General features: G+C 57.7%; 14 protein-coding genes, 1 tRNA gene and 1 pseudogene. 8 read left to right on the forward strand and 8 right to left on the reverse strand.

The window, feature by feature from the left end; all coding sequences use genetic code 11:
• Nucleotides 1-41 precede the first annotated feature (41 nt).
• A complete protein-coding gene (gene grxC / locus FJ145_06820; protein MBM4261143.1) occupies nucleotides 42-302 on the forward strand; it encodes a glutaredoxin 3 in 261 nt (86 codons plus the stop codon).
• Between the two features lie 44 nt (nucleotides 303-346).
• On the opposite strand, the gene FJ145_06825 is transcribed toward grxC, so the two are convergent.
• Nucleotides 347-422: transfer RNA gene (locus FJ145_06825), tRNA-Cys, on the reverse strand.
• A 111-nt stretch (nucleotides 423-533) separates the two neighbouring features.
• On the opposite strand from FJ145_06825, the pseudogene FJ145_06830 reads away from it, so the two are divergent.
• The 4 genes and pseudogenes from FJ145_06830 to ispD all read left to right on the forward strand — a co-directional run bounded on the left by FJ145_06830 (nucleotide 534) and on the right by ispD (nucleotide 4,068).
• Nucleotides 534-776: pseudogene (locus FJ145_06830) on the forward strand (YfhL family 4Fe-4S dicluster ferredoxin).
• Nucleotides 777-1,989: 1,213 nt separating this feature from the next.
• Nucleotides 1,990-2,415, forward strand: coding sequence for a ribosomal-protein-alanine N-acetyltransferase (rimI, locus tag FJ145_06835; GenBank protein MBM4261144.1), 426 nt, complete (start codon nucleotides 1,990-1,992; stop codon nucleotides 2,413-2,415).
• A 395-nt stretch (nucleotides 2,416-2,810) separates the two neighbouring features.
• Nucleotides 2,811-3,293 (forward strand): CarD family transcriptional regulator, encoded by a 483-nt coding sequence (locus FJ145_06840; GenBank protein MBM4261145.1) that lies wholly within the window; start codon nucleotides 2,811-2,813, stop codon nucleotides 3,291-3,293.
• 79 nt (nucleotides 3,294-3,372) lie between these two features.
• Nucleotides 3,373-4,068, forward strand: coding sequence for a 2-C-methyl-D-erythritol 4-phosphate cytidylyltransferase (ispD, locus tag FJ145_06845; protein ID MBM4261146.1), 696 nt, complete (start codon nucleotides 3,373-3,375; stop codon nucleotides 4,066-4,068).
• 18 nt (nucleotides 4,069-4,086) lie between these two features.
• On the opposite strand, the gene FJ145_06850 is transcribed toward ispD, so the two are convergent.
• Together FJ145_06850 and FJ145_06855 are read right to left on the reverse strand one after the other, a co-directional pair.
• Nucleotides 4,087-4,920, reverse strand: a complete 834-nt coding sequence (locus FJ145_06850; GenBank protein MBM4261147.1) for a flap endonuclease — start codon at nucleotides 4,918-4,920, stop codon at nucleotides 4,087-4,089.
• 156 nt (nucleotides 4,921-5,076) lie between these two features.
• On the reverse strand, nucleotides 5,077-6,663 hold the full coding sequence (locus FJ145_06855; protein MBM4261148.1) for a PAS domain S-box protein: 1,587 nt from the start codon (nucleotides 6,661-6,663) through the stop codon (nucleotides 5,077-5,079).
• A gap of 343 nt (nucleotides 6,664-7,006) precedes the next feature.
• On the opposite strand from FJ145_06855, the gene FJ145_06860 reads away from it, so the two are divergent.
• A complete protein-coding gene (locus tag FJ145_06860; GenBank protein ID MBM4261149.1) occupies nucleotides 7,007-7,765 on the forward strand; it encodes an ABC transporter substrate-binding protein in 759 nt (252 codons plus the stop codon).
• Here the strand turns inward: FJ145_06860 and FJ145_06865 are convergent.
• The 5 genes from FJ145_06865 to FJ145_06885 form a co-directional block, all read right to left on the reverse strand.
• Nucleotides 7,734-8,165: a Zn-ribbon domain-containing OB-fold protein gene (locus FJ145_06865; GenBank protein MBM4261150.1), complete on the reverse strand. Its 432-nt coding sequence runs from the start codon at nucleotides 8,163-8,165 to the stop codon at nucleotides 7,734-7,736. The genes FJ145_06860 and FJ145_06865 overlap by 32 nt on opposite strands.
• Entirely contained in the window at nucleotides 8,162-9,316 is a 1,155-nt protein-coding gene (locus tag FJ145_06870; GenBank protein MBM4261151.1) for a thiolase family protein, read from the reverse strand. Before FJ145_06870 ends, FJ145_06865 begins: the two co-directional genes overlap by 4 nt.
• Before the next feature lie 162 nt (nucleotides 9,317-9,478).
• Nucleotides 9,479-10,555, reverse strand: a complete 1,077-nt coding sequence (locus tag FJ145_06875) for a VOC family protein (protein ID MBM4261152.1) — start codon at nucleotides 10,553-10,555, stop codon at nucleotides 9,479-9,481.
• Between the two features lie 202 nt (nucleotides 10,556-10,757).
• Nucleotides 10,758-11,885, reverse strand: coding sequence for an extracellular solute-binding protein (locus FJ145_06880; protein MBM4261153.1), 1,128 nt, complete (start codon nucleotides 11,883-11,885; stop codon nucleotides 10,758-10,760).
• Between the two features lie 28 nt (nucleotides 11,886-11,913).
• Entirely contained in the window at nucleotides 11,914-12,726 is an 813-nt protein-coding gene (locus tag FJ145_06885; GenBank protein ID MBM4261154.1) for a polyphosphate kinase 2 family protein, read from the reverse strand.
• A gap of 99 nt (nucleotides 12,727-12,825) precedes the next feature.
• Here FJ145_06885 and FJ145_06890 point away from each other — a divergent pair, with 99 nt between their 5' ends.
• The gene (locus tag FJ145_06890; protein ID MBM4261155.1) at nucleotides 12,826-13,014 is read left to right on the forward strand and encodes a hypothetical protein; all 189 of its coding nucleotides are present in this window, start codon (nucleotides 12,826-12,828) and stop codon (nucleotides 13,012-13,014) included.
• A gap of 2 nt (nucleotides 13,015-13,016) precedes the next feature.
• Nucleotides 13,017-14,426 (forward strand): amidase, encoded by a 1,410-nt coding sequence (locus FJ145_06895; protein MBM4261156.1) that lies wholly within the window; start codon nucleotides 13,017-13,019, stop codon nucleotides 14,424-14,426.
• Nucleotides 14,427-14,458 lie beyond the last annotated feature (32 nt).

Consider the following 14,458-nt stretch of genomic DNA (forward strand, 5'->3'; position numbering starts at 1 on the left):
GGGTATGCGCATTGCTGGTTACGCAAGGGGAGCAAGCAAACATGGCAACAGTTGTGATCTACACGACCGATTGGTGTCCCTATTGTAAGGGCGCAAAGCAATTGCTACAGGCGAAAAAAGTAGATTTTGAAGAGATCGACGTAACCGACGACCCCGCGCGCCGCGCCGAGATGGAGCGGCTATCGCAACGCCGCACCGTGCCGCAAATCTTTATCGATGGCCGGCCGATCGGCGGCTACGACGACGCGCGCTATCTGGACTCGACAGGGGAGCTGGACAGGTTGCTCGCCGCCGCGAGCTGAAACTCTGAAACTGCTTCTCGATCCGGGATGTGGAGAAGAGAATTTGGAGGCGGCGAGCGGATTCGAACCGCTGCATCGAGGTTTTGCAGACCTCTCCCTTAACCACTTGGGTACGCCGCCCCGAAGTGATTAGGTAACATGAACGTTCCGGCACTTGCAACAAACCCGCAAATGATTGACTTCGCAGCCCGGACCGAGTAATAAAAATCAATAAAAACCGGGGGTTTCTGAATGGCCACGATGATAGCGGCCGATTGTATTAATTGCGGCGCATGCGAACCGGAATGCCCCAATAATGCGATCAGTCAGGGCGATCCGATCTTCAAGATCGACCCGTTACTGTGCACGGAATGCGTCGGATTTCACGACTACGAAGCTTGTGCGGCGGTTTGCCCGGTCGACGTCTGCATCACGGACCCGAACAATATTGAAACCGAAGAAGTCCTGCTCGCGAGGGTAAAGCAGCTTCACCCCGAAACCGACTTCAGCCAAAATTTACAATCGCGTTTTCGCAAGGGCGAGGGAGCAGCTGCTGCAAAACCCGCTGCCAGCGAGGCCAAGCCTGCAGCGCCGGCCGCTGCCGCAGCGCCCGCAGCTGCGCCGCTGGCGAAAGCCGCGGCGCCGGTTGCGCGCCCTGCGGTACAAGCCGCCGCACCCAAACCGGCTCCTGTCAAAGCGCCGCCGCGGCCGAAGAAGACCTTTCCGAATGAGCTGCCGGGCAGCTTTGAAGAGGTATCGACCCAGTATCAAAGTGGTGGATCGCTCAGCCATGGCTTGGGCAAAGCGATAGTGATTCTGGCGCAGCCAATCTTGGGTGCGCTGCCACACAACGTTAAGAAGCGTCTAGAGTTGGCGGTGGCCAGCCCGCTTTTTACTTCGGCAGGTAGCACTGCGGCGAACATATTACACAACTTCGTGCTCTATCCGCTTATTTGCATGGTCGTGGCTACCATGGTTAAAGGCCCGCAGATTATTTTTAGCAACGCGATCAATAGCTGGGTGCTGATCGGCATTCTTGTCGCGGTGGTCGAAGGTCTGTGGCGTATGCGCAAGGGCATTTTCGGTGTGAAGCCGGCCGATGAAATCGAATTCCCGGCTTCGGTCTACGGCGCGCCGCTTGGCGGCATCGTCGCGCCGTTGGTCGCGAAGTACGGCGGTCTATTGCGCGATTTGCCGATACCGGTCGATGGTTTTTATTCGAAAGGATTTGTCGACAAGCTCGAGCGCGAGCGCCGCTACGGCAACGTCTATACGCTCGAGGATCGCGGCGGGGCGTTTCTCCTCAAGATGGAATTTCCGCGCTGGATGCCCGACATCGGTGTGGCGAAAAAGCCGCAGTTGCCCGAGGAGCTGCCAGACTACGACTATGATTTGGCGCTGCAGGACGGTCAACTGATCGTCAAAGCCAAATGCACAGACGAACAGGTGCGTAAGATTTCTTCCAGTGTCGGCGCCTTTCCGCCCGAGTTTACTACGGCGATTCCCTTGCGCGATCGGGTCATCGGTTTCGCGCACCATTTTGGAAACAAGCTGCTGCAAGTGATCTTACTGAAGGATAAAGGCAGCCACTGGGGAAGAAGCTATCGCTAGCGAAAAAATATTGGAGATCGAGTCTTTTGAAAAGCCACAGGGAGAGGAGTCTTCCCGTGGCTTTTTTGTCTACGCTAACGGTGTGTCGTTTCGGCCCATGGACCCGACCGACATCAATGAGGTCATGGCGATCGAACGCACGGCGTATCGTTATCCGTGGAGTGAAAAGTTTTTTCTGCAGGAAATCGGCGTGCAGTGTGCCCGTTCAGTGTTAGCAGAAATCAACGGTAAGATCGTCGGCTATGTTCTTTATTGGGTCCTACCTGACGAAGTCGATATTCATAACATCGCGGTTCATCGGGAGTTTCGCTGTGTCGGGATCGGCCGCAGGCTGCTCGATCACGCCGTGCGCGCGGCACGGGAACGAGATTCCCTGCGGGTCACATTAGAGGTCCGTAAATCGAATTCAGTGGCGCAAAAGCTCTATCTTTCGCAGGGATTTGTCTTTACGGGGGAGCGCCGGGGCTATTATTCCGACGATGGCGAAGATGCCCTCCTGATGTCGCTAAATCTCAACTTTTAGGTCCGTTTTTGGGCGCAAGTTGCTGGATTTCTGGGTTCTTGCTCCAAGTTTGCCTTTGCGCTGTAAGTGCTTGAAAAAATTATTATTTCGGGAAAAAAGAAGCTCTCTTGACGGCTCTGTTACGCCTGTTGTATAAGTATTTTGTTTGAAGTGAATGACATGGCGGTCTCGTGTGTCGGACCGCTAGTTTTTTTAGCGGTTATTCACAACAAAAGACGTAATGGAAAGCTGCAAATTTAACACTCTCGACCAGAACGCGCAGCTAAGACAACAACTCTCCATTTCACCTCTGCTCTCCCCTTTGTCAATCCTTAGTCTCAGTCACCGTTCAGTCTTCTACCTTCGGTCTCAGTTTGAACTAACGCAGCAAAGCGATCGGTCACTAGGAGGTCACTATGTTCAAGGTCGGTGAGAAAGTCGTCTACCCAGCGCATGGGGTCGGGGAAATCGAAGCAATCCGAAGTCACGTGATTTCGGGCACAGAAAAAAAGTTCTACATGTTACGGATCCTAGAGACCGACATGAAAATCATGATCCCGATCGACAACGTCGACTCCGTGGGGCTCAGAAAAGTCATTGATCGCGCCATGGTGACCAAGGTCTATAAGATTTTGCGCCAGAAAAAAATCGAAACCGACCAACAAACCTGGAACCGGCGCTATCGCGAGTACACCGAAAAGATCAAGACCGGCTCAATCCTGGAAATCGCGAAAGTTCTTCGTGACCTTTTTGTGTTGAAGGGTGACAAGGAGCTTTCCTTTGGCGAGCGCAAGATGCTCGATACGGCGCGCAATCTGCTGGTGAAGGAGCTTTCCATCGCACGCTCCCACTCCGAAGAGAAGATCATGGAGGAGCTGCGCCACATTTTTACGCACTGATTGTTCCATCAGAATTCGAACACAAAAGCCGAGAGATATCTCTCGGCTTTTGTGTTTTTAGCAGTTAAACTGCCAACCGATGAACGTAAGCGCGATCGTGGTGGCCGCCGGCTCGGGGAGCCGCGTCGGCGGCGAGTTGCCGAAAGTCTATCTGCCGCTCTGTGGCCGAGAGCTGTTGCGGCGCACGCTCGATCGCGTGTTCGCAGTGAAGAGAATCACCCGAGCGATCGTGGTCGTTGCGGCCGGCGAACTCTCCCGCGCGGAATCGATGCTGCGGCAAGATGCCAACCTGGCGGCCCGGCCCTGGGTGTTGCAAACCGGCGGCACGCTGCGCCAAGATTCGGTGCGAAACGGGTTGGCGAAACTCGACGGCGACGTCGACATCGTCGCGATCCACGACGGCGCGCGGCCGTTTGTCAGCCCGGCGCTGTTCGAGCGCTGCATCGACGCAGCGCAGAAACACGGCGCTGTGGTGCCGGGCTCGGTGCCGCGCGACACGATTAAGTTTGTGAATGCCGAAGGCCGCGTGCAGTCTACACCGCCTAGAAATACGCTGCGCGAAGTGCAAACCCCGCAGGTGTTTCGCCGGGAATTAATCGATGAAGCGCATAGCCGCGCGGCTCGCGCGGGCTTTCAGGCGACCGATGACGCGATGCTCGTCGAGTGGATGGGCCAGCCCGTCTACGTGATCGAAGGCGAGCGGCTCAATTTCAAAGTCACCCTGCCGGAAGATGTTTGGCTTGCCGAAACCTTGATTCGCGATGGCAAAGTCTAGCGTGTCGTATGCACTGACCTAGCCAACCACCAACTTCTGCGCTGCCAAACAACGCTGTAACAAACGCTGATCGCCCGATTGTTCTACCCAGGCCGTGAACTCGGCAGTGGGGCCGCGCCAGTGGAGCTCACCGATGTCGTCGACCAGCGCCGCGTCGGTTCTGAGCGTGGCGAGATTTTTGAATAGCAGTGCCAGTGCGCGGTTCTCGCCCAGGAGTGCTGCCGGAAAATCTTCGATCTTGCCGTGGGTGTTCAGGAGGCGCGCTGCTGAGACTGCGCCGATGCCAGGTATGCCTGGGTAGCCGTCGGCCGAATCGCCGACCAGTGCGAGAAAATCGGCAATCAATGCAGGCTCGACGCCAAACTTGTCGCGCACACCCGCCGCATTGCGAATCGTTTGGCTTTTGCGGTCGACTTGCACGACGCGATCGCCGCTCACGCACTGGGCCAAGTCTTTGTCGGGCGTCCAGATGCAAACTTTCTGCACTGCCGTGTTGGCCGCGGCAATGCGCGCCGCCGAGGCCAGGCCATCGTCGGCTTCCAATTCCGTCATCGGCCAAACCGCAACGCCCATGGCGTCAAGCGCGTCTTCGACCGGGTGAAACTGCGCGAGCAGCGCCGGCTCCATGCCTTGGCTGGTTTTGTAGCCCGGCCAGAGCCCGTTGCGAAAGGACTCGATGACATGATCGGTGGCCACGCCGATATGGGTGGCGCCGCCCTCGATCATTTCCAAAACCGTGTGAAGCACGCCGATCACCGCGCCGTAGCGGGAGTCTTTCCCTTTGTTGAAACGGCGCATGCCGTAGAAATGGCGGAACAACTCATAGGTGCCATCGACCAGATGAACCATCAAGCCGTTGCCCGCAGTCGTGTTGCTGATCGGTAGTTTCTTCGCTTTTGCCATTGGCGTGCAAACAGGCATGCCCGATCGCCGGGCGCTGTGCAAGCGATGGGCGCGCACCTCTGGCTTGACTCGGCGCGGCGAGCGGCTGCGATAGCGCCCGTAAACCTAGCCGTGGGCGGCCGAGCCGGAAAAAAGTTGTCCTGCCGCCGTGCTTGCTTTGTGCGTTTCCGTCGGTTCTCCGTCCGTTGGCAGCGTAAAGTAAAAAGTCGCCCCTTGGCCAATCTGGGATTCGACCCAAATCTTGCCGCCGTGGCGTTCGACGATCCGCTTGCACAAGGCCAGGCCAATGCCGGTGCCGGCATATTCTTCTTTATTGTGCAGACGTTGAAAAATGACGAAGATGTGCTCGGCAAACTTGGGGTCGATGCCGATGCCGTTGTCGCGCACGGAAAAGCGCCAGTAGTTCTCCTGGCGCTCGCAAGCGATATGGATCGAAGGACTCTGTTTGCCGCGGTATTTGATCGAGTTGCCGATCAGGTTCTGCAGCAGTTGACCCATCTGCACGTCATCTCCGGACACCGCGGGTAGCGGGTCATGGGTCACCGTTGCGCCGCTCTCGGCGATCGCGATCTGCAGCACGGCTAGCGTGCGCATGAGCTCCGACTCCATGTCCACCGGTGCAAACGCTTTACCCTTGGTGCCCACTCTTGAATAGGCCAGTAGATCGTTGATCAAGATCTGCATCCGTTTGGCGCCGTCGGTGATGTAGCCCATAAATTCTTTGGCGTCATCGTCGAAGTTAGCGGCGTACCGCTTGGCGAGGAGATTCGTGTAGCTGGTAATCATGCGCAGCGGCTCCTGCAAGTCGTGCGAAGCGACGTAGGCGAACTGTTCGAGCTCGGCATTGGAGCGATTGAGATCGTGCAGTTTCTTGCGTTGGCTGATGTCGCGGAAGCTGACCACGACGCCGGTGACGTGGCCGCGCTCGACAATGGGAGAGCTCTCGTAGTCGACCGGAATGCTTGTGCCGTCAGCCCGCCAAAACAGCCCGTCGTTGGTGCTTTGCGCCCGGCCGTGGGTGAACGGTGAAAGCAGCGTGCAGCCCGCGCCGCCGGGAACCAGCCTTTGGGCGCCGAGGCCGGGTAAGATCGCAACAATCTGCTTGCCCATGACGCGGTTTTCGGTTAGGCCCAACAATTTGCAGGCGGCGGGATTGACAAACGTCACCTGCCCGTCGCCGTCGAGGCCAAAGATCCCATTACTCGCCGCATCCAAAATCTGCCGAGTCCAAGCATAGGCGGTTTCGTTGAAGCGCCAAGCGATGACGCTGCCGAGCGCCGCCGAAAGCACAAAGGCGGCGTGGATGCCGGCCCAAGTCCAGGGCGAAGCGATCGCCGCGGCATGGTTATAGACGTCCTCCGGCCAGAGGATGCCGACCACGCCGTGGTGCAGCGCGACGAAGACGATCGCCAGACCGAAAGGAATCCAGTCTTGGTAGAGGGCGAGAAACACGATCATGACAAAGAAGTGAAAGTGAAATTCGATGTAGCCGCCGGATAGATGGACCATGATGGCCGAAGAGCTCATCAGCCCGAAGCCCACGCAGGTGGCGCGGGCGCTGCGCCCAAGGCGCTGCCAGCTTGCAAAAGCGGCGCAGACAAAGACAATCCAGCACTCAACGAAGGCGTGGAGCACGGACTCGTTGTCGAACAAGGATGCGATACTCAGTTCCCAACGCGACTGAAAGATCATGCCGGAAAGAGAGATCACTACGGCATGAAGCCAGGTGAAGCCAACGAGAAAGCGATGGCGGCTCAGCCAAACCGCCTCGGGCAGGGAGCCGCCCATCGGCAGGTAGCTGTTGAATCGTGTCAACCAGTTTTGCGCCATCGCGGACCTTTTTGATGCCTAGCAATTTGAAGCGCCATTGCTTTCCCAAAACATCATGCAGCGCTCCAATAGTGATCATCGGCATTTCCAAATTTCGCTAAATCCGACTAGTCCGCCAAGGCTCTGACGCTCAAACGGCTTGCCTGCTAAACGGAGAGCCATTAAGTTAGCGTCAAAATCTCAACACCGAGAAAAAAGAGGGAACATGAACCGAGGCCACCGAGTTGCAATGATAATATTCGCCATCGCCATGCTGATTTTTGGCGCCCGACCAGGCCTTGCGCAGCAGAAACTGAAACTCGCCTACGCCTCTGTCGACACCACCAACGCGGTTTGGTACGTCGCCAAGGAGAGAGAGTGTTATCAAAAGCACGGCCTCGAGGTTGATTTGATCTTTATTCCCAGCTCGACCACCAACATCGCGGCGCTGATTGCCGGCGACGTGCAGATCGCCAATGGCGTGGCGAGCAACGTCGCGAGCATGGCTGTTGGCGGCGTGACGCTGGTGATGCCGGCCTGTTTGCTCAGCACGTTGGCCTACGACTTTGTCGTCAACGACTCGATCAAGACCGCCGCGGATCTGCGCGGCAAAAACGTCGGCATCAGCCGCGTCGGCAGCGCCTCCGATGTCGCGGCCCAGGTTTTTCTCCGGGCGCTTGGTCTTGAGCCCAACAAGGAGAGTTCCTACCTAGGCCACTTGAAGCTGTTCGAGCGTGTGCCGCTGGTCAACCGCCAAGGAGTGGAAACGCAAATAAAAGAGCCGTGGCGCGCACGACTGGTGCGACGCTCAAACCGGTGGACATTGCCGACAACAGTATCGTTGTCGAACTGCAGAAGAATGGCTTTATCGAGCGGCTCTACCGGAACTGAGGAGTGCGTGGAGGGGTCGTGGGGACAGGTCGCGACCTGTCCCCACGGGTTATCGCGTTTTGCTACTTCACCGGGCGAAACTTGGGAATTGTAAATTCCGGGCCGTCTTCAAAGACGACTTCCACGGCCATGCCGCATTTGACGTCTTCCGGTTTGCAGTCGACGACGTTGCTGACCATGCGGCCGCCTTCGGCTAAATCGATCAACGAAACATTGTAGGGAATCTTGTCCTGATACGCTGGATGCCATGAGCGATGGTAGGCGATGTGTGAGTAGACCGTGCCCTTGCCGCTCAGCGTCTCCCACTCATGATCCATCGACAGACAATGGGGGCAGTGCGACTGCGGCGGAAATCCGTAGATCTTCTTGCACGACTTGCAGCGCTGCGCCGCCAACTGGTGCTCCTTGCAAGCGGCCCAAAACGGCTTGGCTTCCGGTTCTTCTAAAAAAGGTTGCCCTCGGCGCGTCGGGCGCCCGCGTTCATCTTTGCTCATTGTACCCCCAAGATCATGGTTGCATGCATGGCTAAACTGCCGCCGTGGCCGCTGACAATGCCGACCTTGGCGTCCTTTACTTGGCGCTCGGGTTCGACTTCGTTGCCGCGCAACTGCTTCACGGCTTCGGTGATGTGCAATTGCCCTTCGAGATGGGCCTGGGATAGTAAACCGCCGTGCGTGTTCAGTGGAATCTCACCGCCGATGGTGATGCGGCCATTTTTGACAAAATCTTTGCCTTCGCCCTTTTTGCAGAAGCCGTAGTCTTCCAGCGTGATCATCGACGTGATGGTGAAGCAATCGTAAAGCTGGGCGAAGTGCATGTCCTTCGGTTTGAGTCCGGCCATTTTATAGGCCAACTCGGAAGATTTTTTCCCGCCAAGCGTGGTCAACGTTGCCGCGTTCATCAGACTAGAATGCGGATGGTGCTGCCCCAAGCCGAGGATCAGGACCGGCTTCTTAGGAAAATCTTTGGCGTGCTCGGCGCTGGTGACGACCACGGCGCCGCCGCCGTCGGATTCCAGCGAGCAATCGAGCAGGCGCAGCGGCGCGCAGATCATGCGCGAGTTCTGGTGATCTTCCAGGGTGATCGGTTTGCGCATGGTGGCGTTTTTGTTCAAGCTCGCGTGTTTGCGCGTCGAGATGGCGATCTCGGCCAAGTCTTCGCTTTTGGTACCGAACTCGTACATGTGGCGCGACGCCGCGAAGGCGTGGCCACCGGCGGCCGAGAAGTGACCCCAGGGCTCTTCCCAATGCTCGTCGCCGCGCCGGATCGGGTGGCCGGGCGTTGGATCGGCGGTGGAGCGTTTGCGCGCGTGCACGCAGACGACTGTGGTCGCCATGCCCGCTTCGATGGCGAGGACGGCGTGCTGCACCATGGCGATGGGCGTCGCGCCGCCGAGCGCGAGGTCGGTGGCAAACAGCGGATCGATGCCCGCCATTGATGCCAGTTTGACCGCGTAGCTCCGGTGCGAGTCGTTGAGAGGTTGATTGGTCAACAGGCCGTCGACTTGCGAGGCCTTGATGCCGGCGTCGTCGAGACTAGCCTTGATCGCTTCAAGGTGAAGCGAGTTGGTCGTCGCGTCGGGCCGTTTGCCGACGACGGTCTCGCCCATGCCGACGATGGCGCATTTGCCGCTAGGGTTTCCCATGGTTAACTCCTGTTGGTGTGTACTCCGTAATTAACAAACCACGAAACAAAGGAAAATCACGAAAAAAGATTGACATAAAAATTTTTGCGTGTTGCGTGTTTTTCTTGGTTGATTCTTCTTCCAAACTCCAGATACTTTGCGTCTCAGAGGAATTCTTCCAAATCAAACGTTAAACGGATTCTCGTTGCCTAAACCTTTCATCAGGTCGGGCTGTTTGCTTTTGCCGATCGACTCAGCGAGGGCCAGCAAATACTCTTCCTGTTCGATCGCTTCGTAGCGCGCCAGCGAATTGTTGGGGCTCAGCGGCTTGCCGCCGATGAAATGAAAAGAGTGACAGTCCCAGTCGTAAAACTCGTCGCCGCGGCTGCAGATCTCTTTCCAGCGCAGGCCAACCGGGCTGCGGTGCAGTCCCGTGCGCGCGGGCAGCGCTTCTTGTTCTTGCAGCGTCAGATTGATGTCGGCCTTGTAGGCTTTCTCTTCCGGTATGCCGTTCCACATCCGGTGGTAGTTGGGAAGAAACTCCTCATCGCGCACGGTGAGCGCCGTGTGCATGTCCCACCAGGTGCCGTGGCCGGAGACGCGCTCGTCGACTTTGTCGACCAGCTTGTAAACTAAGCGCGCGCCCGCGCGCAGACGTAAAACCAGCGTGCCCTCCGCAGTCTTGGAATTTTGCTCTGCTTCGAGGCCGCAGTATTTTTCAAAGAACGCCTGGTTACGTTTGAGGTCGCGCGCGCCGTAGACACAATGGCTAATGCGGCCGACTTTTTCGTCGGTACAAATTTCCATGGCGCCTTCCGGCATCTGCGTCGGCGCCCAAAACTCCCACTGGTTGCCGTCCGGGTCGGCGAAAACAATCATGGTCCCTTCTTCGCCATCGGCTGCGGTCTTGATCGCGTTGGTATGGGGAATCTTATGCTTGTCGAGGCGGCGCAGGTGCATGTCGATGTCTTCCGGCCGGATATAAAAGCCGCAGCGCGGCAGCTCTTTGCCAAGCTCCTGCGCCGGCGGATAGATTTCCGGCTGCAAAAAAGCGCCGATGCGGCAGGAGCCGCCTTCCCACCAGAGGAAAGATGTAATTTTAATGTTGCGTTTGCGCGCTTCGGTGGTCAATCCGATAATCGGCCGGCGCGTAATCCCGGTGGCGTTTACCGCCCAATCGACCCAAGCCCCCATATTGTTGGTGCCGACGACAAAATGATCGATCCAATGCGCGGCGCCGCGTGGTTCAGGTTGACTCATAGCGTTTCTCCTGCGAGCAAACCTTTCGATTAAGCTTTCACCCCGGACACTATCTGCGATGGCGCCTTGCTGTCAACTTCGGATTGGCCCGGCAATCCAAATCGGATGACGAACGTTTACCCGCCTAAGAATGGCTAAGCCGGACTCTTTGCCGCAAGATTCTTGCGCCAGTCGGCCTGCTAGTGCACCGTGGTGGCGATTTCTATTTCTTATCGCCGAGCACTTCGTCCAACAGTTTCATCAGCGGGCCGAGATCCTTCGTGTTCGGGTCTTCGGTGTCGAAGTAGTTCAGCTTGTCGCGCCGCTGCTCGTTCGGCGGGACGTGGTCTTTCGGCACATCGATGCGGCGCGAGTTGCGCGCGTCGCCCGGCGTGGTGATGGTTTTTTGAAACAGCGTCTGGCCTTCGCGCGACAGCAGCCAATTGACAAAGACCTTCGCCGCATTGGGATGCGGTGCGCGGTTAAGAATCGACAATGAACCGAAGGCGGAAGAAAGGTTGACGCCTTCTTTGAAGTGAAACGGTTCAAACTGATCCACCGGTAGGCCTTGGTTCTTGGCTTTGAAAATCTGTCCGCCTTGGATCGGCAAGCAGAGCAGGTATTTCCCCGCGCCGAGCCAATCGACGGCTTGACGAAAGTCGGCAGTCATCGTCACGTCCATCTCGCCGAACAAACGGCGCAGATATTTGGGCCCGAGCTCGGGATGGTAATAGAGAAACTGCCAGGGAATGCCCGCGCCGCGCACTCTGCGGATGTCGCTGGAGATGATCTTGCCTTTGAGTTTGGGATTCAAAAAATCCCAGTAGGTTTTGTAGTCACGCGGGTCGACGAGCTGTGTGTTGTAGCCGGCGCCGGCACCCGCGGCGACATTGCCCTCGTAAACGAAAATGTGCTCGCCCTCTTTGTCGGCGTACTTGTGCTTGGCTTCCCACCATTTGGTCATGTCGGTCACTTCCGGGAGGATCAGTGCCGACTTGATCGAGTCGAGCGTCTTGGTTTGGTACAGCATGGTGTAGAGTGAGATACCTCCGCCGTTGTAGACATCGACCAAATACTTGCCGGCTCTTCGTTCGGCGGTGATGCGCTGGGTCAGATCGGTGCCGGCGCCGGACATGTAATTGACTTTGATCTTGGGGAAGGCTTTCTGAAACACGCCGGCATCGATGATCGGACCGTAGTTGCCGATGGAGACCGTCACCTGACCCTCTTGTTCGGCCGCGCGCACGGTGCGGTCCCATTCGGCTTTCCAATCCGGCTTGGTTTCTGCGGCGCTGACTAACGTCGCAGCGAGCAAACCGGCCAACGCACTGAAGAATGATATGAATCTCATGGAACTCCTTTAATTTGGCTAAGTGCTATTACTCGATGACGATCCCCTTTAGCGGCTGCTTGGGTTTGGGATGTTTTAGATCCAGTTTCTGCAGAGTTCGCACCAGCACTTGGGAGATCAAGAGATTGCGATTGATCTCGGAGTTGGCCGGCACGACGTACCAGGGCGCCCAATCGGTGGAGGTGGCGCTGAGCGCGGCTTCGTAGGCGCTCCGATAATCGCGCCAGAGCTTGCGCTCGGCCAGGTCGCCGACGTTGAACTTCCACTGCTTCTTGGGGTTGTCGAGCCGCTCCTGAAGGCGCTTTTTCTGCTCGTCTTTGCTGATGTGCAGGTAAAACTTGACGATGGTCGTGCCGCTGCGTGCGAGCAGCCGCTCGAATTGGTTGATCTGCTTGTAGCGCTGCTGGCAGACTTTTTCATCGATCCAATTATGCACACGGACGATCAGCACGTCTTCGTAGTGGCTGCGGTTGAAAATCGAGATCTCGCCTTTGCCGGGGACTTGGCGATGCACGCGCCAGAGAAAATCGTGATCCTTTTCTTCCTCGCTGGGCGCTTTGAAACAAACCACGCGGACCCCGAGGGGATCGACTTGATTGAAGACATGGCGCACGGTGCCGTCTTTGCCCGAGGTGTCCATGCCCTGGAGCACGATTAAAAGACTGCGCTGATGCTCCGCGTAGAGCACATCCTGCAGCTCGTCGAGCCGGGCGGAAATCTTCGAAAGATTCTCCTTGTCTATTTCTTTGGCATCGGGCGATGCCGATTTGTCGTCGGCATCCCAATCTTCGAGGCGCACCTTGCGGCCTGGCCTTACCCGGTAGTCTTTGAGCTTGATCATGAGCGTTCCCCGCGTCAACCGAGGTGTTGATTCCTACTCGGGAAATCTAATAGACATTTCTAATAATTTATCAACGCGCTTCCTGACGAAAGGGACCCTATGGACCTGAAAGAAAAACATGCGCACCGCCTCGCCATGCTGCAAGGCGTGGAATTTTCGCCGGCCGATATCGATGAAATTCTCGCCGAAGTCGACGACATCGAACGGGTGGTGGCCGAGCTCGAAGAGTTCTGCAAGAACACACCGTGGTTTTCCCAACAAACGCAGCCGGAAGGCGGGAAGGTGTGACCATGGCCGACGGCGACGTTCTCGCAATGAACCTGACCGATCTTTCCTGGCTGATCGCGAGCAAGAAAGTTTCGGCGAGCGAAGTGGTCAGCGCCGCGCTGGCACGGCTTGACCAGTTCGAACCGCAGCTCAATGCGTTCATCACGGTGGATCGCGACGGCGCACTGGCGCAGGCCAAACGAGCGGACGAAGAAATCACCCGTGGCGCTTATCGCGGGCCGCTGCACGGCGTGCCAGTGTCGATCAAAGACCTTTTTGAAACCGCCGGCATGCGCACGACCGGCGGCTCGAAAATCTTTGCCGATTGGATTCCCGAGCACGACTCGGCGCTGGCGGAAAAATTGAAAGCGGCGGGCGCGATTAATCTTGGCAAAACTAACCTCGACGAGTTCGGCCACGGCGGCACGTCGACGCTGTCGCATTTTGGCCCGGTGCACAATCCGTGGAACGTCGAGCGCATCGCCGGCGGCTCGAGCGGCGGCTCGGCGGCCGCGGTGGCTGCCGGCATTGGGCCGCTTTCCTACGGCACGGAGACCGGCTCGTCGGTGCGCCGGCCGGCGTCCTATTGCGGCGTGGTCGGCTTCAAGCCGACCTTTGGCATCATCAGCCGCACCGGATCGTTTCGCGGCGCCTGGAGCCAGGACCACGCCGGATTGTTCGCGCGATCCGTCAAAGACATTTGCCTGGGCTTGGATGTAGTTGCCGGCTTCGACCGGCGCGATCCCGCTAGCGTGCCGCAGGAGACACCGCAGTACGCCGCCCGCCTCGACAGCAACATCAAAGGGCTCAAGATCGGCGTCTTGAGAAATTTTCTCGAAAGCGTCACGCCCAATGTCAAAACTGCGTTCGAAGCGGCGCTCAAGGTTTTCGCCAGCGCGGGCGCCGAGCTCGTCGACTTCGACGTGCCGGAGCTGCGCTACGCGGCGATGACTTCCAATTTCACCAGCTCGGCCGAAAGCGGCGGCATCAATCGCATTTGGTTTCGTCAGCACGCGCACGACTACGTGCCCCATGTGGCGCGTGGCATCGCCGTCGGATTGACCATTAGCGCGTCGGAGTATCTGACCGCGCAGCGGGCGCGCCAGCGCATTCGCGAAGCGGTGCGCGCGGCCTACGATAAAGTTGCGATCATCGCCACGCCGACGACGAGCCGCATCGCGCCGTTATTGTCCGAGGGGCTCAAGGGCAACGGCGATGACGCGCGCCATGTGAGCACCAACCATTCCAACATGCTGCGCTTCCCGAGCATGCTCGGCTTGCCTGGCTGCTCGCTGCCGATTGGCATCAGCCCGGAAAACATGCCGATGGGCGTGCAGCTCGTCGGCAAATGGTTCACCGATCAGACGGTGCTCAATGCAGCGGCGGCGTATCAGAACGAGACCGACTGGCACACGAAGCGGCCGAAGATATGATGGGAGATTGGCCGCAAAAAACGCAAAAGGCG

The organism is Deltaproteobacteria bacterium, from assembly GCA_016874755.1.
Taxonomy (GTDB): domain Bacteria; phylum Desulfobacterota; class Binatia; order UBA9968; family UBA9968; genus DP-20.

Excerpts from the sequence above, each read along its gene's own strand:
- grxC (MBM4261143.1), top strand. The coding sequence starts at position 42 with ATGGCAACAGTTGTGATCTACACGACCGATTGGTGTCCCTATTGTAAG.
- rimI (MBM4261144.1), top strand. The coding sequence starts at position 1,990 with ATGGACCCGACCGACATCAATGAGGTCATGGCGATCGAACGCACGGCG.
- FJ145_06840 (MBM4261145.1), top strand. The coding sequence starts at position 2,811 with ATGTTCAAGGTCGGTGAGAAAGTCGTCTACCCAGCGCATGGGGTCGGG.
- ispD (MBM4261146.1), top strand. The coding sequence starts at position 3,373 with ATGAACGTAAGCGCGATCGTGGTGGCCGCCGGCTCGGGGAGCCGCGTC.
- FJ145_06855 (MBM4261148.1), bottom strand. The coding sequence starts at position 6,663 with ATGATCTTTCAGTCGCGTTGGGAACTGAGTATCGCATCCTTGTTCGAC.
- FJ145_06860 (MBM4261149.1), top strand. The coding sequence starts at position 7,007 with ATGAACCGAGGCCACCGAGTTGCAATGATAATATTCGCCATCGCCATG.
- FJ145_06865 (MBM4261150.1), bottom strand. The coding sequence starts at position 8,165 with ATGAGCAAAGATGAACGCGGGCGCCCGACGCGCCGAGGGCAACCTTTT.
- FJ145_06870 (MBM4261151.1), bottom strand. The coding sequence starts at position 9,316 with ATGGGAAACCCTAGCGGCAAATGCGCCATCGTCGGCATGGGCGAGACC.
- FJ145_06875 (MBM4261152.1), bottom strand. The coding sequence starts at position 10,555 with ATGAGTCAACCTGAACCACGCGGCGCCGCGCATTGGATCGATCATTTT.
- FJ145_06880 (MBM4261153.1), bottom strand. The coding sequence starts at position 11,885 with ATGAGATTCATATCATTCTTCAGTGCGTTGGCCGGTTTGCTCGCTGCG.
- FJ145_06885 (MBM4261154.1), bottom strand. The coding sequence starts at position 12,726 with ATGATCAAGCTCAAAGACTACCGGGTAAGGCCAGGCCGCAAGGTGCGC.
- FJ145_06890 (MBM4261155.1), top strand. The coding sequence starts at position 12,826 with ATGGACCTGAAAGAAAAACATGCGCACCGCCTCGCCATGCTGCAAGGC.
- FJ145_06895 (MBM4261156.1), top strand. The coding sequence starts at position 13,017 with ATGGCCGACGGCGACGTTCTCGCAATGAACCTGACCGATCTTTCCTGG.